An 18,643-nucleotide genomic window follows, 5' to 3' on the forward strand; every position below is an offset into this window, starting at 1 on the left:
GTCGCGGCATCCGGGAAAGAGTGGCCTCAGCACCTCCGGAGGCCACTCTTTCCCGGATGTAGCGCGAATCGTGGGAGGGCGACTCCGGCTCGGCGCGACGAGGTCAGAGCTTGTCGATCGGGGCGTGCCGCAGCACCAGCCACATCGTCTGGTCGCCGAAGTCGATCTGCGCGCGGGCGCCGGGGCCGTGCCCCTCGACGGCGACCACTCGCCCCAGCCCGTAGCGTTGGTGGTTGACCCGGTCGCCCGCCGCCACCTTCGGCCCCTGCGGCAGCTCGCTGGCCGTGGTCAGGCGGCTGGCGTCCACGCCGAGCCGCTTCGCCAACTGCGCGGCCTTCGGCGTGCCCCCGCTGAAGGTACCCCGCCCGCCGGGCACGCGGTCCGCGCGACCACCGACGCCGCCGCCCCCGCCAGCCCACGAGGTGTACGAACCCTCGGTGCGCTCCCAGTGCACCAGCTCCGGTGGAAGCTCCTCCAGGAACCGGGACGGCGGGTTGTAGGCCGGCTGCCCCCAGGCCGAGCGGGTCACCGCCCGGGAGAGGTAGAGCCGCTGCCGTGCCCGGGTGATGCCCACGTACGCCAGCCGACGCTCCTCCTCCAGCTCGCGGGTGTCGCCCAACGAGCGCAGGTGCGGGAAGACGCCGTCCTCCAGCCCGGTCAGGAAGACCACCGGGAACTCCAAGCCCTTGGCGGTGTGCAGCGTCATCAGGGTGACCACGCCCTGATGGTCGGGGTCGTCGGAGGGAATCTGGTCGGCGTCGGCGACCAGCGCGACCTGCTCCAGGAAGCCCGCCAGAGTGGCCCGCTCCCCCTCCTCGCCCAGCGCCTCGATCCGCTCGGTGTACTCCCGGGCGACGCTGACCAGCTCCTGGAGGTTGTCCACCCGGCCGGCGTCCTGCGGGTCGAGGCTCTCCTCCAACTCGGTGAGGTAACCCGAGCGGGTCAGCAGAGCCTCCAGCACCTCCTCCGGGGTGCCGGTCTCGGCCAGCGTGCGGGCGTCGTCGAGCAGCGTCACGAAGTCGGCAATGCCGTTGGCCGCCCGGCTGGAGATGCCCGGCGCCTCCCGGGCCCGGCGCAGCGCGGCGCCGAAGGAGATCCGGTCGCGGCTGGAGAGCGCCTCGACGCACGCCTCCGCACGGTCGCCGATCCCCCGGCGCGGGGTGTTCAGCACCCGCCGCAGGCTCACCGTGTCGTCGTCGTTGACCACCGACCGCAGGTACGCGAGCGCGTCGCGGACCTCCTTGCGCTCGTAGAAGCGCACCCCGCCGACCACCTTGTAGGGCAGGCCGACCCGGATGAACACCTCCTCGAAGACCCGGGACTGGGCGTTGGTGCGGTAGAAGACGGCGACGTCACCGGGACGGGTCTCGTCGGCGTCGACCAGCCGGTCGATCTCCCGGGCCGCCCAGTCCGCCTCGGCGTGCTCGGTGTCGGCCACGTAGCCGACGATCCGCTCGCCGGCGCCGGCCTCGCTCCACAGCCGCTTCGGCTTGCGGGAGGTGTTCCGGTCGATCACCGCGTTGGCCGCGTTGAGGATGGTCTGGGTCGAGCGGTAGTTCTGCTCCAGCAGGATCGTCCGCGCGTTGCTGAAGTCCCGCTCGAACTCCAGGATGTTGCGGATCGTCGCGCCCCGGAACGCGTAGATCGACTGGTCGGCGTCGCCGACCACGCACAGCTCGGCCGGGTCCAGCCCCTCGGTGCCGGAGACCAGCTCCTTGATCAGCGTGTACTGCGCGTGGTTGGTGTCCTGGTACTCGTCGACCAGGACGTGCCGGAACCGGCGGCGGTAGCTCTCCGCGACGTGCGGGTGGGACTGGAGCAGGTGCACGGTGGTCATGATCAGGTCGTCGAAGTCCAGTGCGTGCGCCTCGCGCAGCCGCCGCTGGTAGAGCGTGTACGCCTCGGCCAGCGCCCGCTCGTTGGGCCCCTTGGCCCCCGCCGCGAACTGCTCCGGGTCGACCAGCTCGTTCTTCAGGTTGGAGACCTGGGCGGCCAGCCCACGCGCCGGGTAGCGCTTCGGGTCCAGGTCCAGCTCGCGGGCGACCAACTGCATCAGCCGGCGGGAGTCGTCCGCGTCGTAGATCGAGAACGTGGACTTGAGGCCGGCGTGCTCGTGCTCGGCGCGCAGGATCCGGACACACGCGGAGTGGAACGTCGACACCCACATCAGCCGGGCCCGCGGGCCGACCAGCGCGGCCACCCGCTCCTTCATCTCGCCAGCGGCCTTGTTGGTGAAGGTGATCGCGATGATCTCCCCGGGGTGCACGTCCCGCGCGGCGAGCAGGTAGGCGATCCGGTGGGTGAGCACCCGGGTCTTGCCGGAACCGGCGCCCGCCACGATCAACAGCGGCGAGCCGGCATGAGTGACCGCGTCGCGCTGCGGCCCGTTCAGCCCGGCGAGCAGCTGCTGCGGATCGAGGCGTACGGCGGACGGCCGGGGCCGGTCCGGGCGAGCCGGCGCGGACTCCGGCGCAGGCGGGGACGCGGGGATGTCGAAGAGAGGATGCATCGCCCAGCAAGTCTATGCCGCCGGGCAGACACTTCCCGACCGCGCGGTGTCGTGGCTCGCGCCGTCTCCCCCGTCGCCGCACCGTGCCGTCCGATCGAACCGCTTGCGCACGGGCGGGCGGCTGGGCATACTCGACGGCGTGTTCGCTCAGCGCTACTACTTTTACTACGGCACCGGGAGTCCGGCAGCCGTAGGTCGCGCCTGATCGATCAGACCTGCGAAAAGCCCCGGGCTCCTGGAGTCCGGGGCTTTTTCGTCCCGGGATCCGGGCACCGGGCACCACAGTGCGAGGGGTACCCGATGATGACAGACGTGGCGGAGCAGAACGGCGGCCCGGCCCGACCGGGGGCGGAGCAGCCCCCGGTGAACGGGAGCGAGCCGGTGGCGGCGACGACGCCGCCGGCCGAGGACGCCGGGGTCGCCGAGGGCGGCGGGCCGGCCGAGGCACGGACCGGCACCGCGGAGCCGGCCGCCGCCGCGCGGATCGTGCAGATCAGGGAACGGATCGACGAGATCGACCACGCGTTGATCGCGCTGTGGCACGAGCGGGCCACGCTGTCCCAGGAGGTCGGCGCGACCCGGATGGCCTCCGGCGGCACCCGCCTGGTGCTCTCCCGGGAACGGGAGATCCTGGAGCGCTTCCGGATCGCACTCGGCGCCGACGGCACCCAACTGGCGCTGCTGCTGCTCCGCGCGGGCCGCGGGCCGCTGTGAGCCGCTCCGGCGGCCCACCGGGCGCCGGACCGGCCCGACACCCCCGCCGGCCCGCCAGCGCGGGAGCGGCCCGATCAGGGCCACGGACAAACGAAACCGCCTGCCGTCGTCGTGGTGACGTCGGCAGGCGGTTCCGGTGACTCACGCCTCGTGAGTGGCGACGATCTCGCGCCGCTCTGCGAAGTGGCAGGCGCTCGGGTGGTCCGAGGTCTGCCGGATCTCCAGCAGCGGGACCTGCTCGGCGCAGACGTCCTGCGCCTTCCAGCAACGGGTCCGGAACCGGCAGCCCGAGGGCGGGCTGATCGGCGACGGCACGTCACCCGTGAGCCGGATGATCGTCTTGTTGTTCCGCTGAGTCGGGTCCGGCACCGGCACCGCGGAGAGCAGCGCCTGGGTGTACGGGTGGGTCGGCCGCTCGTAGATCTCGTCCTCGGTGCCGATCTCGACGACCTTGCCGAGGTACATCACCGCGACCCGGTCCGAGAGGTGGCGGACCACCGACAGGTCGTGCGCGATGAAGATGTACGAGAGCCCGAACTCGGACTGCAGCTGCTCCAGCAGGTTCATCACCTGGGCCTGGATGGACACGTCCAGCGCCGACACCGGCTCGTCGCAGACGATCACCTCGGGCCGCAGGGCGAGCGCCCGGGCGATGCCGATGCGCTGGCGCTGACCGCCGGAGAACTGGTGCGGGTACCGGTTGATGTGCTCCGGGTTGAGCCCGACCAGGTCGAGCAGCTCCTTGACCTTGCCCCGACGGCTGCCCTTCGGCGCCACCTCCGGGTGGATCTCGAACGGCTCACCGATCAGGTCACCGACCGTCATCCGGGGGTTCAGCGAGGTGTACGGGTCCTGCATCACCAGCTGGATCTGCCGACGAAGCCGCCGCAGCGCACCACCGGAGAGCTTGGAGATGTCCTGGCCCTTGTAGACCACGCTGCCGGCGGTCGGCTTCTCCAGGTTCATCAGTACCCGGGCGAGGGTCGACTTGCCGCAGCCGGACTCACCGACCACACCGAGCGTCTCACCGGCACGCAGACCGAACGAGACCCCGTCGACCGCCTTGACCTGACCGACGGTCTTCTTGAACACCACACCCTGGGTGACGGGGTAGTGCTTGACCAGGTCATGGACCTCGATGATGTTCTCAGACACGGTTCACCAGCTCCTCGGCGAAGTGGCAGGCGCTGGCCCGGGCGTGACCCACCTGCAGCAGCGGCGGGACCTTCTCCCGGCACACCGGCTGAGCCATGGGGCAGCGCGGGTTGAACGGGCAGCCCGGCGGGATGTTCATCAGGTTCGGCGGAAGGCCCTTGATCGTCCGGAGCTGCTGCCCCTTCTCGTCCATCCGCGGGATGGAGTCGATGAGGCCCATCGTGTACGGGTGCGCCGGCTTGGCGTACAGGTCGTACACGTCGGCTTCCTCGACGATCCGGCCCGCGTACATGACCGCGATCCGGTCCGCGACGTCGGCGACCACGCCGAGGTCGTGGGTGATCAGGATCATGCCCATCTGCCGCTCACGCTGGAGCTCGGCGAGCAGGTCCATGATCTGGGCCTGCACGGTCACGTCGAGCGCGGTGGTCGGCTCGTCCGCGATCAGCACCTCCGGGTCGAGCGCCAGCGACATCGCGATCATCGCGCGCTGCCGCATACCGCCGGAGAACTGGTGCGGATAGTTGTTGAACCGGCCCTTGGCGTTCGGGATCTTGACCTGGTCGAGCATCTCGATCGCGCGCTTCTTGGCCTCCGCGCGACCCATGCCCCGCCGGACCCGGAACTGCTCGGCGATCTGGAACCCGACGGTGAAGACCGGGTTCAGCGCGGAGAGCGCGTCCTGGAAGATCATCGCGATGCCCTCACCGCGAATGCGGCGCCGCTCTTCTTCGGACATGCGGAGCATGTCCTTGCCGTGGAAGCGGACCTGCCCGCCGGTGACGAACCCGGGCGGGGTGTCGAGGATGCCCATGATGGTCTGCGCCGTGACGCTCTTACCGGAGCCGGACTCGCCGAGCACGGCGAGGGTCTCCCCCGCGTCGACGTGGTACGTGACCCCGTTGATGACCTTGGCGACGCCGTCCCGGGTACGGAACTCCACCCGCAGGTCGTCGACCTCGAGCAGCCGGCCAGAGGGACGTCCGGACCCGCCGGTTCCCGGCGCGGACTGCTCGGACACGAGAATGTCGGACAACTGGATCTCCCCTAGCGGAGTTTCGGATCGAGGGCCTCGCGGACCGCCTCACCGAGCATCACGAAGCTCAGCACAGCGGTGACGAGGAACGCGGCGGGGAAGAACACCAGCCCCGGCGCGACCCGGATGAACTGCTGCCCGTCGCTGATCATGATGCCCCAGGACACCACCGGTGACTTCAGGCCGACGCCCAGGAACGACAGGGTGGCTTCGGCACCGATGAACGAACCGACCATGATCGTGCCGTAGACCAGCAGCGGGGCCAGGCAGTTCGGCAGCAGGTGCTTGAGGATGATCCGGCCGGTGCCGGCACCCAGCGCGCGGGCCGCGACGATGTAGTCGGCCTCCTTGGTGGCGAGCACCGAGGAGCGCATCAGCCGCATCACGACCGGCCAGCTCAGCACGATCAGGGAGGCGATCACCAGGCCCATGATCTGGGCCTTGCTGTTGCCGGAGCCCGAGCCGTTGAACGTGGTCAGGATGACGATCGCGCCGAGCACGAAGGGCAGGCCGAAGAAGACATCGGCGATCCGGCTGAGCAGACCGTCGACCCAGCCACCGCGGTAGCCGGAGATGATGCCCATGGCGCCGCCGACCAGCAGGGTGCCGATCACGGAGAGCACGGCGACCACGATGGAGGCGCGCGCACCGTAGATGACCCGGGCGTAGACGTCCCGGCCCTGCACGTCGTAACCGAACCAGCCGTCGGCGGACGGCTTGTTGAGGCTCCGGGACAGCGTGCCGTTGACCGCGTCGCCCGGGGCGAACAGCTGCGGGAAGGCCGCCATCAGGAGGAAGATCACGATCAGCGTGGCCGAGATCCAGAACAGCGGCTTGCGCCGCAGATCCCGCCAGGCGTCACCGAGCAGGCCACGCGGCTTCTCGTTGCTCTGCGGCAGGCCCGTCCCGGTGGGGGCGACGACGTCGGCCTGGGCGGGAGGGGTGCTGACGATCGATGCGGTACTCGGGTCACTCATAGCGGATCCTTGGGTCCAGGGCGGCGTAGAGCAGGTCAACCACCAGGTTCATCACGAGATAGACCAGCACCAGGACGACGACGATCCCTACCACGGTAGCGCTTTCCTTGGTGACGATCGCGCGGAAGACCTGGCGGCCGATTCCGTTGATGCCGAAGATGCCCTCGGTGACGATCGCACCGCCCATCAGGGCACCGAGGTCGGTGCCGAGCAGGGTGACCACCGGGATGAGCGAGTTGCGCAGCAGGTGCACGCCCACCACCCGGCGCATCGGCAGGCCCTTGGCGATGGCGGTACGCACGTAGTCGGCGCGGCGGTTCTCCGCGATGCTCGTTCGCGCCACCCGGGCGATATACGCCACTGACGCGCTACCGAGCACGAAGCCCGGCACGATCAGCTCGGAGATCCGCATCTCGGACGAGACGGTCGGCGTGATGATGCCCCACTGCACGCCCAGCAGCCACTGGAGCACGAAGCCGACGACGAAGACCGGCAACGCGATGAGGAAGAGGGTGGAGACCAGGACCAGGTTGTCCAGGAAGCCGTTGCGGCGCAGACCGGTCAGCACGCCGGCGCCGAGGCCGATCACGGCCTCGATGGTGAGCGCCACCAGAGCCAGCTTCAGGGTGTTCGGGTACGAGGTCATGATGATGTCGCTGATCTCGCGCTGCGAGAACGTCTGACCGAAGTCGCCCTGGAGAAGGTTCTTCATGTAGTTGGCGTACTGCACGAAGACGTTCTGGTCCAGGTGGTACTTCTCGGTCATGAACGCGATGTACTGGTCCGGGCAGCGGCGCTCACCGCACTTGCCGGCGAACGGATCGCCCGGGACGGCCCAGACGAGGGCGTAGATCAGGAACGTCGTGCCGATGAAGACCGGCACGAGTTGGAGCAGCCGTCTCAACAGATAACGGCCCATGGGGTGGTCCTCCAGACAGGGGGCGCGTCGGACGGCCGACACGGTGGTGACAACGTGGCGAGTGGAGTGTTGTAACACCCACTCGCGGAACGGCCCCGGGTCGGGCTCACCGGATGTGGCGAGCCCGACCCGGGGTCAGACCGTTCGGATCAGAGCTCGACCGAGGTGATGTCGAGTTCGCCGACGTTGTTCAGCTCGAGCTTCTTGATCTTCTCCGAGTGGCCGGACTGCTGGCCGTAGAAGTAGATCGGGATGCTCGGGACGTCCTGGTCGACAAGCTCAACCGCCTTGGAGAACGCCTCGTGCGAGGCCTCCAGGCTCGGAGCGGCGCTGGCCTGCTTCGCCAGGGCGTCGACCTCCTTGTTGCTGTACAGACCGTCGTTCGAGGAGCCACCAGTCACGTAGAGCGGGTTGACCCAGTTCTCCACGTCCGGGTAGTCCTGCTGCCAGGCGGCACGGTACGGGCCGGTCATCTTGTGGGCGTTGATGTTCTGGCGGAAGACCGCGAAGGTCGGCACGCCCTCGGCGCGAGCCTCGATGCCGAGGTTGGTCTTGACCTGCTGCGCAACGGCGTCCATCCAGTCCTTGTGGCTGGAGTCGGCGTTGTAGTAGAAGACCATCTCACCGGTGAAGCCACCGGCCTCGGCCAGCAGCTGCTTGGCCGCAGCGGCGTCGAACTTGCAGGCGGTGCAGTTGCCCGGCTTGGCGCCCGGGGTCAGCGGGTTCGCCCAGCTGTCGGCCGGCTTGCGGGTACCGAAGAAGATCTTGTCCGAGATCTCCTGCCGGTTGATCGACAGCGACACGGCACGACGCAGCTTCGGGTTCTGGAAGCGCTTGTCGTAGGTCGGGAACGCGATCAGCGCGGTCGACGGCGTCACGGTCGACAGGCCCCGCTCGCCGAGGTCGGTCTTCCACTTGTCACCGGCGAGCGCCGAGGTGGGGACAACCTCCATGAAGTCGAGGTTGTTGCCCAGCAGATCGGCGTAGGCAGCCGACTCGTCCTGGTACAGCTTGACGTCGACGTCCTTGAGCTTCATCTTGTCGCGCAGGCTGTAGTCGTCGAAGCGCGTCAGCTTGATGAGGACGTTGTCCTCCCACGACACGAACTTCACCGGGCCGTTGCCGACCGGCTTCTTGCCGAACTCTTCGGGCTTCTGGGTGAAGAACACGTCCGGCAGCGGCATGAACGCGCTGTAGCCGAGCTTGGTCGGGAAGACCGCGGTCGGCGCGGCGAGGGTGACCTCGAAGGTCTGGTCGTCGACGACCTTCAGACCGGACATCTTCTCGGCCGTCGGCGCCGGGGCCTTCTGCGGGCCCTCGCCGTCCGGGTCCGAGGTGTAGGTCTGGTCGAAGCCAGCGATGTCCGAGAAGAAGGTGCCGTTCTGCGCGCCGTTCGGCGAGTAGGCGGCCCAGTTCCAGGCGTCGACGAAGTTCTTCGCCTTCACCTCGGTACCGTCGTGGAACTTGGTACCCTTCTTGATCTTGATCGTGAAGACCTTGGAGTCCTTGGTGTCGATGGACTCCGCCAGCGCGTTGCGCGGGGCCCCACCGTCGTTCGGGTACTCGACCAGGCCGGTCCACAGCCAGTCGATGACCTTGCCGCCGCCGGTCTCCGTGGTGTTCGACGGGACCAGCGGGTTCTCCGGCTGGACGCCGTGGATGACGATCGAGCCGTCCGTGCTGGTGGCGGCGTCGCCGTCACCATCACCGCTCGAGCAACCGCTCGCGACAAGCACGGCAGCCGCGCTGAGCGCGATTGCGCTCGTCGCCCGCTTCGAGACTCTCATTCCGAGGGGCCTCCTCTTTCTAAGACCTGGTTCCGTCGTGGGTTTCACGCACGTCTGGGGGTGACACCGCCCGACCACCCCGGGGCGCGGGTCGCCGGGACCACAGGGAAGTTGGAGACACCCCTGATGTTCCGATCCGCCGGGCTCCCCACCCGGCGAAGCGCAACCCTACGCAGGCGACACAGCCACGGACCGCCGCGAAATAGCGGAGGGCGTGGTCGTGGGCCGTACGGAGTGCCACACACCGAGGGGTGAGGTGTTGCCACTGTGACACTCACTGGCCGCTTCCGTGAAGGTGCCGTTATCAAGACGTTAGTTGCCCGCCACGTTGCCGATACTTGAAAAATGATCATAAAGCGGTCGGGTGGGGTGGCTCTGAGCAGGGAAGACGTGGCCCAGCCGGACCACGGCGGTCCGCGTTGGGTCGGGTTCTGTGAGCTTTCCCCAGTCCGCTCCCGTGCTTCCCGACGTCCGTCGAGGGCTCGCCGTCTTTGCCCATCCGGACGATGTCGACCTCGGCTGCGCGGCCACCATCACCGGCTGGGTGGATGAGGGCATCGAGGTCGGCTCTCTGATCATCACCCGGGTGACGCGCGCCATTTCGACGACACCGCGCGAGCCGAAATGCCCCGTTTGCGCATGGCGGAACAGCGAGTCGTTGGCTAAAGCCATGGGTGGCCCGACGGTCTGACACGCCGGCCTGGGGGCCAGACGGCATCGACCCCGGCACCGCGTGGGGCGGGGCCGGGGCCGATGGTGAAAACGAAGCGGATCAGGCGGTGAAGCGCACCTTCCGGCGACGGACCATCAGGACCGTCACCGCACCCGCGGCGAGCAGCAGTACGCCAGCGGTCGCCGCCGTCGCGATCGGCGAACCGGTCAGCGGCAGGCCGCCGCCGTTGCTCGCCGGCGAGGTGGACGGGGCCGGGCTGGCCGGCGACGAGTCCGACGGGGTGGCCGACGGAGTCGACGGCGTCGCGCTCGGGGTCGGGGCCGGCATCGAGGGGGTCGCGGACGGCGTCGGGGCGGCGGTGAACCCGGCCTCGGCCTTGGCGGTGACGGTGGCACCGGTGCTGCCGCCGAGGATCAGCTTCTGCGCCTTCTTGGTGCCGGTGAACAGGAACACCCGGCCGAAGGAGACCGAGTCCTGCGCGGTCAGCGTCACGTTGACCGTGCCGGCACCCTCGGCGGTCAGCCAGAACTGCCCACCGTTGGTGGTCTTGGTGACCGGCTTGCCCTCGGCGTCGACGGCCGCGCCGCCGGTGGCCGCGACGGTGATGTCACCGGCCGGACCCTTGACCGTGAACGGGCCGGCCTTGCCGCCGACCGTCGCGGTGGCGCTGGCCGGGTCGACGGACAGCTCGGCCCGCGGCTCCGGCTGGTCGGTGGCGTTCTTGACCAGGTAGTCACGGACCTTCTTGATCACGTCGTACTGCTGCTGCGCGAGCAGGCCCTTCTCCCAGTCGCCCAGCTTGATCCCGTCGCTGAAGTGCCAGACGGCGGTCTGCGTGCCGAAGTAGAGCAGCGTGTCCAGCCGCTTCTTCTCGATCTTGGCCGGAGCGGTGGCGCCGGCAGCCGCGAGCAGCGCGGTGGAGTCGGCGTTCGGGTAGCCGTGGGTGAGCACCCACTGCACCTTGCCGAGGTTCTTCACCTGGGACTTGTCCCAGGTGCCCTCCTCGTACTTCCCGTCCAGCTTCACGCTGGTGTGGTAGTCAATGCAGAACGCCGGCACCAGCTTGCCGTCGATCTGCAGCGCGAGCGCGGACGTTTCGCGGGCCGTGCCATCGAGCTTCAGGATCACCTTGGTGCCGTCGACCGCCTTGGCCACACCGGTGGCCGGGGCCGCGGCGGCCGGGCCGGCGATGCCGAGCGCCAGCGTGCCACCGGCGACGGTCGCCAGCGCGATCCGCGCCCAGCGTCGTCCTCGTTGTCCGAACATCAAGATTCGTGCACCTCTCCCCAGGGGTGACCCGCAAACGCGGGCACGCGTGAGTCACTGCCTCCACGGGATGCGCAGCACCCGCACGCGGAGACGGGACCGAGGCATTATGTGACGACGGTTGATCATTTGTCAGCCCCGAGCGGCGGCATCCGTCGCATGTGACCCAATTGTCGGGGAGGAGGAATAGGTCACACGAGTCGGCGGTCCGCCGCCCATCGGGAGAGCTCGTACCGGTTGGACATCTGAAGCTTGCGCAGCACGTTCGACACGTGCGTCTCCACCGTCTTGATGGAGATGAACAGCTCCTTCGCGATCTCCTTGTACGCGTACCCCCGGGCGAGCAGCCGCAGCACCTCCCGCTCCCGGTTGGTGAGCTGGTCCAGCTCCGGATCGGCCACCGGCGCGTCCGGCCGGGCCGCGAAGGCGTCCAGCACGAACCCGGCCAGCCGAGGACTGAAAACCGCGTCACCGTCGGCGACCCGGCGGATCGCCGCGGCCAACTCGTCCGGGGAGATGGTCTTGGTGACGTACCCCCGGGCACCGGCACGGATCAGCCCGATCACGTCCTCCGCCGCGTCGGAGACGCTCAGTGCCAGGAACTTGACCTGCGGGTGGCTGCGCCGCATCGCCTCCAGCACCGCACGACCGCCGCCGTCGGGCATGTGCACGTCGAGCAGCACCACGTCCGGCCCGGTGGCCGCGATCCGGGTGACCGCCTCGGCCACCGTGCTCGCCTCGCCCACCACCTCGACGTGGGCGCCCAGCTCGGCGCGTACCCCGGCCCGGAACATGGCATGGTCGTCCACCAGGAACACCCGCAGCCGCTCGGGGCGGGCGTCCGCCGGGTCGAGGTGCTCCATCGACTGCTCGGCCATGGTCATCTGTTCCTCTCCGCTGCGGACGAGTCCCGGGAGATCGGCAGGATCAACCGGACCTCGGTCCCGTCCCCCGGTCCGGACCGGATCTCGGCCCGTCCGTCGTGCCGCTTCATCCGCCCGATGATCGAGCCGCGTACGCCGTGCCGGTGGTCCTCCACGGTATCCGGGTCGAAGCCCTTTCCCCGGTCTCGGACGAAGACGCTGATCTGATCCGGCTCCACCTCGGCGTAGAGCGACACGGTCTGCACCCCGGCGTGCCGGGCCGCGTTCACCAGCGCCTCCCGCGCGGCGGCGACCAGCGCGCCGACCCGCTCATCGGTCTCCCGGTCACCGACCACCACCGCCTCCACCGTGATCGCGAAGGTGTCCTCGACCTCGGCCGCGGCCTGCTCGAGGGCCGCGGCGAAGCGCTCGTTGGGCGACGCGGTGGGCTTGTAGAGCCAGTTGCGCAGCGAACGCTCCTGCCCGCGGGCCAGCCGCTGGACCGTCTTGACGTCGCTGGCGTTGCGCTGGATCAGGGCCAACGTGTGCAGCACCTGGTCGTGCACCATCGCGGCCAGTTCGGCCCGCTCCTGCTCGCGGATGCGCCCCTCGCGCTCCGAACGGAGCTGGTTGTACGTCCGCCAGAGCACCGGCGCGGCGACCACGCCGACCCCGGCCAGCCCCACCAGCGCGAAGATCACGCCGTTGATCACCGCGTCGAAGTTCTGCGCCGGCGAGTAGACCGCCGCGACGCCGATGATGCCGACCGCGACCAGCACCCCGCCGCCGATGAACCGGAGCACGAAGGCTCGCCGGTCGCTCTCCTCGACGACGGCGCCGAGCCAGGGCACCGGCGTGTCGCCCCACCGCCGCCGCCGCTCGGGCGCGGACTGGTGCCAGATGACACCGGCACCGACCGCGATGATGGCCACCAGCCAGCCGGCGGTGCCCGCCGCGCCGACCGAGTCGAAGACCATCACCTGGATCAGCAGGACCCCGAGCCCGATCCCCACGAACGGCAGGAGCTGGGCCACGTCCCGGCGGGGCGGCACTGCGGTGTCACCGGGCCGCAGCGGCACCACCGCCCAGAAGGCCGCATAGAGCAGCAGGCCGAGCCCGCTCAGCCCGAGCAGCACCATGAACGCGACCCGCACGCGCAGCACCGAGATGCCGAGGTGGTCGGCGATGCCGGCGGCGACGCCCGCGGCCATCCGGTGCTCGGGGGCGCGGTACAGGCGCGGAGGCGGGGTCACGATGCTGATCGGAGGCTCCCCTGGTCACGGTTTCGGGCTGGTCGGGTTCGGTGGATCCGATCGTCACACGCTGCGGTGTCCCGCGACCACGGGGACGCCCCCGACATTCCGGCTGCCAGGATCTCAGGGTGGGGTCAGGGTCGGGTCCTGAGGTCGTTCGGGCGGACCTGGCAGCAGGATCGAGGCATGACCGAGGAAGCTGCCCCGCCGCCCCGTCCCGGGTCGGCACAGCCGGGTGGTGCATCGCCGCCCGCACCAGCCGCGACACCCGCCGGCTGGACCGAGCCCAGCACGTTCGGCCCGCCCACCGGCGCCGCCACCGGGTTCGGCACCGGCCCGGCCGCCGAGCACGCACCGGGCGACCCGGCCGGCGCGGGCTACGGACCTGGTGCCGGCTTCGCGGCCGGCACCGGCTACGGGGCGAGCGGGGCCGGGGGTACGCCACCCGGGCCGGGTGGTCCCGGTCCGGCCGCGCCGCCACCGCCGCTGGGCGGCGCCGGCTTCACCTCGCGGTACGGGCTGGTCCGGCCGCGCGACGGGCGGTACCTGGCCGGGGTCTGCGCGGCGATCGGACGAGCCACCAACACCGACCCGGTGCTCTGGCGGGTGCTGCTCGCGGTGCTCGGGTTCTTCGGCGGCATCGGCATCCTGGTGTACGTCGCCGCCTGGCTGATCATCCCGAACGAGGGCGACACCGCGTCCCCGGTGGAGTCCATGCTCGGGCGTGGCCGGTCCAGCATGTCGCCGGTGACCGTGATCATCCTGGGCATCCTGGTGGCGGCCAGCTTCGGCTACATCGTCACCGACGCCTTCCGCGCGGTGCTGCTCGGCGCGGCGATCCTGATCGGCGGCGCGCTGCTGCTCAACCGGGACAGCCGAGGGCCACAGCCCGGTACGCCGGGCGGGCCGGTGCCGTCCGGGCCGATCGGTACGCCACCCGGGCCGGTCCCGCCAGTCGCCTGGCCGGCGCCGACGTACGGCACCGTGCCGCCCTCCGGCCCGCTGCCGACCGCGCCGCTGGCTGGCGGCGATCCGGCGTACGCCACCACGGGTGGGTCGCCGACCGCGCCCGCCCCGGTCGTCGGCGCACAGTCGGCCGCCGCTCCGCAGCAGTTCGCCAGCGCGCAGCCGGTGTCCGGAGCGGGTCCGGTCTTCGGGGTCGGTCCGGTGTCCGGGCAACCAGCCGGCATGGCTGGTCCGCAGGCCGGCTGGCCCGCGCCCGCCCCCGCCGCCCCGGGCTGGCCGAGCACTGACCTGCCCAGCACCGGCATGCCCAGCGCCGACTGGCCGTCGGCACCGGTGACCGGTGCTCCTGCTATCGGTGTCCCGGCCGACTACCCGGTCACGCCGCCGCCACCGGCCGGATACCGCCCCCCGTTCGCGCCACACGGCCCGTACGCCTCGCCGGCTCCGGCCGCGTACCCCCCGCCAAAGCCGCCAAAGCCACCGAAGCCGCCGAAGCGACCCCGGGAGCGTTCACCGCTCGGCGCGGTGACCTTCTCGCTGATCTTCCTGGTCCTCGGCGTGGTCGCCCTGCTCGACCTGCTGAACGTCTTCGACGTCGGAGCGTCGGCGTACTTCGCGGCCGCGTTGGCCACGATCGCGCTGGGTCTGCTGGTCGGCACCTGGTTCGGCCGGGCCCGCTGGCTGATCGCGCTCGGCCTGGTGACCGCCGCCGCGCTGGGAACGGCCACGATCGCCGAGTCGTACGACCGGATCCGGGGCGTCGACGGCGCGGTCACCTGGGCGCCCACCGACTACCGCGACCTCGCCAACCGGTACGAGAACAGCTTCGGCGACGCCGTGCTCGACCTCCGCTCGATCGACTTCTCCAACCGGGAGAGCCAGGTGACCGTAGCGATCAACTTCGGCAAGGGGACCGTGGTCGTTCCGCCGAACGTGGACGTCACCACGGTGGCCGACGTCAACGCGGGCGACGCCACCGTCTTCGGCAACCGATCCGGCGGGTTTGACGGCAGCCTGCGGGAGACCACCGACCTCGGCGCGGACGGGCCCGGGGGCGGGAAGCTGCGCCTGTACATCCATGTCAATGCCGGCAACCTGGAGGTGACCCGGTGAAGGCCCACCGTACGGACCTGGTGTCGTTCGCCTTCGGGCTGGTGTTCCTGGCGCTGTCGGCCTGGTGGCTGCTCGCCCAACTTCTCGGGCTCGCGCTGCCGCCGGTCGGCTGGTTCCTGGCCGGCGCGCTCATCCTGATCGGGGTCTTCGGGCTGGTCGGCGCGCTGCGCTCCGGCCGCCCGGCCCGGCCCGAGCCGACCGCCCAGGCCATCTCCACCGAGCCCATCGCGCCGGTCTCCGGGGCGACCGCACCCGTCTCCGGCGCCGCCGCACCGCTTTCCGGGGCGACCGCACCGGTCTCCGGGGCCGCACCGACGTCTGGCGCGGGTCTGGCGGCCTGGGACGCCGAACACTCCACCTGGGACGCTCCCGGGCCGGGACCGGCATCGGAGGCAATCACGGAGGTACGGGTACCGGAGGCTCCGACCGCAGACGTGATCCACCCGGCCTGGCTGGCCCACTCGCCGTCGGAGCCGGAGACCGCGCCGATCTCCGGTCAGCCCGCCGACGGGAATGACGAGCCGACCACCGGGAGCCTCGCCCGACCGGCCGCCGTGGAGGCCGACGAGCCGACCCTGGTCGACCATCCGGTCGAGCGCGTCGACGACCACCCGGCGGACGAGCGGGAGGGGCAGCGGCGGGAGTCCTGACCCTGCGCCTGCCGGCGCGGTCTTCTCGACCGCTGGGGCGGTGCGGCAGGCGCGGGCAGGCGCATATGCTGGCCGGTGGAGATTTCGCCTCCGCCGGCCGGCCCGTCCCGCCATGGCGGTCCCGCCGCGATTCCCGTCTCTACCCCCGTCAGGAGCCCGTCCGACATGACCCAGTCCCCCGCCGTGCGTTCCACCGGTCGGTCCGGTCCGGTCCGCATCGGCGAGCGAGCCGCCCGTACCCTCGTCACCGAGCTGGCCCGGATCAACGATCCCAAGGCCGCCCTGCTGGTCGGCGCGAGCCCGCAGTCCGCGGTGCTGGCCGCGGCGATCGAGGCGCTGCTCCCCGGCGACCGGCTCACCGTGGTGGCCGCCGAGTCGTCCAGCGCCACCGCGCTCCGCGAGCACGTCACCGCCCAGGGTCGGTGGGTCGCCGACCGGGTGCGCGTGGTCGACTCGCTGGCCGAGGCTGAGGCCGCCGGGGTGGTCATCGCTGGCGAGGCGTTCACCGGCACCGCCGAGGAGACCCGCAGCGGCATCGAGGACATGGCCAAGTACCTGGCCGACGGCGCGGTGCTGAGCGTGGCCACCACCGCCACGCCCGGCCGGACCACCGGTGCCGCCGCCGAGTTGGCCCGGCAGGACGCCCTGTACGGCGTCGGCGCCGACCTGGTGCTGCGCAACTCGCCGCCGGTACGGGTCTACCGGCTGCGGTTCACTCCGGCCAGCCCGGCCGCGGCCGACCGGCTGGCGCCCGCGTACCGGCCGTCGAGCGTGCCGCTGACCCGGGGCATGCACATCGACTCCAACGGGGTGGCCGCAGCGGGCATCACGCTGGGCCTGGCCGCGCTGGCCCGGGTGGCGCGTCCCTCGTCGAAGCTCTGGCTGCTGCCGGCGCTGGCCGCCGGACCGGTCGCCGCGTTCTTCCGGGACCCGGAGCGGGACGTGCCGGAGGACCCGAACGCCGTGGTCGCCAGCGCGGACGGGCAGGTCCTGTCGGTGCAGCGCCTGCACGACGAGCGTTTCGGCGACGGCGAGTGGCTGCGGATCGCGGTCTTCCTGTCGGTGCTGGACGTGCACGTCAACCGAGCCCCGGTCGCCGGCAAGGTGGTGGACTACTTCGTCGCAGATGGCGGCTTCGTCAACGCCATGAAGCCGGACGCCGAGCACAACGTGGCCGCGTACACCGTGCTGGACACCTCCCGCGGCCCGGTGGTGGTCGCGCAGCGGACCGGGCTGATCGCCCGGCGGATCGTGCAGCGCGCGCCGATCGGCGCGCTGCTGGCGAAGGGCGAGCGCTTCGGGCTGATCCGGTTCGGCTCACGGACCGACGTCTACCTGCCGGCCGAGGCTGCCGAGCCGCTGGTCGGGCCGGGCGACAAGGTCGTCGGCGGCTCCACGGTCATCGCCCGCTGGCACTGACCCCGCGCAACAGAGAACGGGGCGCCGCTGATCGCGGCGCCCCGTTTCGCTTGCGTGGATCAGGCGGTACGACGCTGGCGCAGCCAGAGCACCGGCCCGCTGACCAGGTAGCCCACCACAATCAGGGCGAACGTGAGCCGGATGTCGACCAACGCGCCGATGATCGGGGCCAGCCAGAGCCACGGCGGCAGCTTCACCAGCCGGGCGAGCTTGGCGTACGGGAAGCTGGAGACCATCGCGAAGGCGAGCAGTGCCACCCCGGCGACCAGCACGGGGCCGGGCACCGGAAGGCCGATCGCGACGGTCACGGCGAGCACCGCGGCCGCCATGGTGGTCGGCACCCCGCAGAAGAAGCGGCCGTCCTTGGGCGAGACGTTGAAGCGGGCCAGCCGGATCGCGGCACACGCCGCTACCAGTGCGCAGGCGACCGCCGCCGCAGCCGTCGAGACCGAGCCGGCGAGCGAGGCGTAGACCACGACCGGTGCGGCGAGGCCGAACGAGCACATGTCGGCCAGCGAGTCCATCTGCGCGCCGAACGGGCTGGCCACGCCGAGCCGGCGGGCCAGCGCGCCGTCCAGGCCGTCGAAGGCGACGCAGGCGATCAGGCAGAGCGCGGCGATGCGCACCTCACCCTGCATGGCCTGGAAGATGGCCAGCATGCCGAGCATGAGGCTGGCCAGGGTGCACGCGTTGACCAGGCCGAACTTCATCCGGCGGGCGACCGTGCGCTCACCGGGGAGCAGCGGGATCGACCCGGGCGAAACCTCGTCGGCGTGTGCCATCGGCGGCAGCGCCGGGCTGACCGGCATGACCGCCTCGATCTCCGCCCGACCCAGGTTGAGCGACTGCCGGCCGAGCCGGTCCAGCCGGTCCAGGCCGTAGCGGCGGCGCTGCCGCTCGGCGTACCGGTGCTCGGGCAGCGCCACGTCGGCGGTGTGCAGGTCGCCGTCGCGGCGACCCACCCGGACCAGCAGCACCTGGCGGGCGAACGTGCTGCTGCGGCGCAACCGGCCCGCCCAGCGACGCCCAGCGGGGCGCGGACTGTCAGTCGTACGACGCCGGCGCCATGGGGCTCTCGGCACGTTTCCTCCATCACCGGATCAGCTGACCGCCGTGGGCGGGTGTCCGGCTGTCTCGTGCCGGACCTTGCTTGGCCCGGCAGCCGTTTTGCGGAGTACACCATCGCATAAGGGAACAGGACTTGGCGATAGCTGCCGGCGGTACTTATATCTGGCCTAAACCGCGCGAACCGCTCTCTTATTCCCATGCCGGGCTTCATCGCCCGTTTCCTCCATCATTCCCGCCTTTGACTGTACCGGAGGGTCACCATCTCGGCTCACCGA

The 18,643-nt window shown here is 70.8% G+C and carries 14 protein-coding genes and 1 pseudogene; 5 read left to right on the plus strand and 10 right to left on the minus strand.

The genetic code is table 11. The features are described from left to right. Positions 1-103: 103 nt before the first annotated feature. Positions 104-2,509, minus strand: a complete 2,406-nt coding sequence (gene pcrA / locus ACFY29_RS18445; RefSeq protein WP_386987620.1) for a DNA helicase PcrA — start codon at positions 2,507-2,509, stop codon at positions 104-106. 381 nt (positions 2,510-2,890) lie between these two features. Between pcrA and ACFY29_RS18450 the strand changes: the two genes are divergently transcribed. Continuing rightward, positions 2,891-3,223, plus strand: coding sequence for a chorismate mutase (locus ACFY29_RS18450; protein WP_386988497.1), 333 nt, complete (start codon positions 2,891-2,893; stop codon positions 3,221-3,223). Positions 3,224-3,364: 141 nt separating this feature from the next. On the opposite strand, the gene ACFY29_RS18455 is transcribed toward ACFY29_RS18450, so the two are convergent. The 5 genes from ACFY29_RS18455 to ACFY29_RS18475 all read right to left on the minus strand — a co-directional run bounded on the left by ACFY29_RS18455 (position 3,365) and on the right by ACFY29_RS18475 (position 9,097). Next, entirely contained in the window at positions 3,365-4,378 is a 1,014-nt protein-coding gene (locus tag ACFY29_RS18455) for a dipeptide ABC transporter ATP-binding protein (RefSeq protein WP_355608097.1), read from the minus strand. Then, entirely contained in the window at positions 4,371-5,399 is a 1,029-nt protein-coding gene (locus ACFY29_RS18460; RefSeq protein ID WP_386988500.1) for an ABC transporter ATP-binding protein, read from the minus strand. Before ACFY29_RS18460 ends, ACFY29_RS18455 begins: the two co-directional genes overlap by 8 nt. 26 nt (positions 5,400-5,425) lie before the next feature. Beyond that, positions 5,426-6,391 carry an ABC transporter permease gene (locus ACFY29_RS18465; RefSeq protein WP_386987624.1) on the minus strand — a complete coding sequence of 322 codons (966 nt, stop codon included), beginning with the start codon at positions 6,389-6,391 and terminating at the stop codon, positions 5,426-5,428. Beyond that, on the minus strand, positions 6,384-7,310 hold the full coding sequence (locus ACFY29_RS18470) for an ABC transporter permease (protein ID WP_328420294.1): 927 nt from the start codon (positions 7,308-7,310) through the stop codon (positions 6,384-6,386). The genes ACFY29_RS18465 and ACFY29_RS18470 overlap by 8 nt, the downstream gene beginning before the upstream one ends. 149 nt (positions 7,311-7,459) lie before the next feature. After that, positions 7,460-9,097, minus strand: a complete 1,638-nt coding sequence (locus tag ACFY29_RS18475) for an ABC transporter substrate-binding protein (protein ID WP_328420296.1) — start codon at positions 9,095-9,097, stop codon at positions 7,460-7,462. A gap of 433 nt (positions 9,098-9,530) precedes the next feature. Here ACFY29_RS18475 and ACFY29_RS18480 point away from each other — a divergent pair, with 433 nt between their 5' ends. Further along, positions 9,531-9,788, plus strand: coding sequence for a PIG-L deacetylase family protein (locus ACFY29_RS18480; protein WP_386987627.1), 258 nt, complete (start codon positions 9,531-9,533; stop codon positions 9,786-9,788). 81 nt (positions 9,789-9,869) lie between these two features. Here the strand turns inward: ACFY29_RS18480 and ACFY29_RS18485 are convergent, their stop codons facing one another. From ACFY29_RS18485 to ACFY29_RS18495, 3 genes are all read right to left on the minus strand, one after another. Further along, on the minus strand, positions 9,870-11,036 hold the full coding sequence (locus ACFY29_RS18485; RefSeq protein ID WP_386987629.1) for a Cys-Gln thioester bond-forming surface protein: 1,167 nt from the start codon (positions 11,034-11,036) through the stop codon (positions 9,870-9,872). Between the two features lie 191 nt (positions 11,037-11,227). Continuing rightward, positions 11,228-11,914, minus strand: a complete 687-nt coding sequence (locus ACFY29_RS18490) for a response regulator transcription factor (RefSeq protein ID WP_172899192.1) — start codon at positions 11,912-11,914, stop codon at positions 11,228-11,230. Between the two features lie 2 nt (positions 11,915-11,916). Further along, positions 11,917-13,152, minus strand: coding sequence for a PspC domain-containing protein (locus ACFY29_RS18495; RefSeq protein ID WP_386987631.1), 1,236 nt, complete (start codon positions 13,150-13,152; stop codon positions 11,917-11,919). Between the two features lie 186 nt (positions 13,153-13,338). Here ACFY29_RS18495 and ACFY29_RS18500 point away from each other — a divergent pair, with 186 nt between their 5' ends. The 3 genes and pseudogenes from ACFY29_RS18500 (at position 13,339) to ACFY29_RS18510 (ending at position 17,300) form a co-directional block, all read left to right on the plus strand. Continuing rightward, positions 13,339-15,231, plus strand: a complete 1,893-nt coding sequence (locus ACFY29_RS18500) for a PspC domain-containing protein (RefSeq protein WP_386987634.1) — start codon at positions 13,339-13,341, stop codon at positions 15,229-15,231. Then, positions 15,228-15,449 (plus strand): annotated as a pseudogene (locus ACFY29_RS18505) (hypothetical protein); the annotation flags it as partial. The gene ACFY29_RS18500 and the pseudogene ACFY29_RS18505, both read left to right, overlap by 4 nt. Before the next feature lie 597 nt (positions 15,450-16,046). After that, positions 16,047-17,300, plus strand: a complete 1,254-nt coding sequence (locus ACFY29_RS18510) for a phosphatidylserine decarboxylase (protein WP_328420304.1) — start codon at positions 16,047-16,049, stop codon at positions 17,298-17,300. A 59-nt stretch (positions 17,301-17,359) separates the two neighbouring features. Here ACFY29_RS18510 and ACFY29_RS18515 read toward each other — a convergent pair whose 3' ends face one another. Further along, a complete protein-coding gene (locus tag ACFY29_RS18515; protein WP_328420306.1) occupies positions 17,360-18,307 on the minus strand; it encodes a CDP-alcohol phosphatidyltransferase family protein in 948 nt (315 codons plus the stop codon). Positions 18,308-18,643 lie beyond the last annotated feature (336 nt).

It is taken from the genome of Micromonospora sp. NPDC000668 (assembly GCF_042897975.1).
In the GTDB taxonomy this organism is placed as follows: domain Bacteria; phylum Actinomycetota; class Actinomycetes; order Mycobacteriales; family Micromonosporaceae; genus Micromonospora.